1 pseudogene is annotated in these 558 nt (G+C 72.8%); it reads right to left on the reverse strand.

From position 1 onward, the window contains the following. Positions 1 to 185 precede the first annotated feature (185 nt). A pseudogene (locus tag CCN33_RS30815) lies at positions 186 to 558 on the reverse strand (glutamine synthetase); the annotation flags it as partial.

Here is a 558-nt window from a genome sequence, read left to right on the forward strand (position 1 = left end):
GGCGGGGACGGCGCGGGCGACGGCGGCGGCCACGTCTTCGGCACTCGCGGCGGGGACGGTGGCGAGGGGCTCCTCGGTGGCCGGGTTGACCACGTGGAGTTCGTGCGGGTCCGTCAAGGAGGTGTCACCTTTCACGGGCGTTCCCGGGTGGGCGCGGGTTCACGGGTGTATTGCCGGCGGCCTGTTCACAGCCGTTCGAAGGACCGGCGCAGTTCCCAGTCGGTGACGGCGGCGTCGAAGGCGGCCAGCTCGACGCGGGCCATGTTGGCGTAATGGGCGACGACGTCCTCGCCGAACGCGGCCTTCGCGATCGGGCTGGTCTCCCAGAGCTGGGCGGCCTCCCGCAGGGTGGTGGGCACGTGCTCGTACTCGGCGGTGTAGGCGTTGCCCGCGCAGGGCTCGGGCAGTTCGAGCCGCTGCTCCACCCCGTACAGTCCGGCGGCCACGAGTCCGGCGACGGCCAGGTACGGGTTGACGTCACCGCCGGGCAGCCGGTTCTCGAAGCGCAGCGAGGGACCGTGGCCGACGACGCGCAGGGCGCAGGTGCGGTTGTCGTGG

Origin of the sequence: Streptomyces recifensis (assembly GCF_002154615.1) — a bacterium.
Taxonomy (GTDB): domain Bacteria; phylum Actinomycetota; class Actinomycetes; order Streptomycetales; family Streptomycetaceae; genus Streptomyces; species Streptomyces griseoluteus.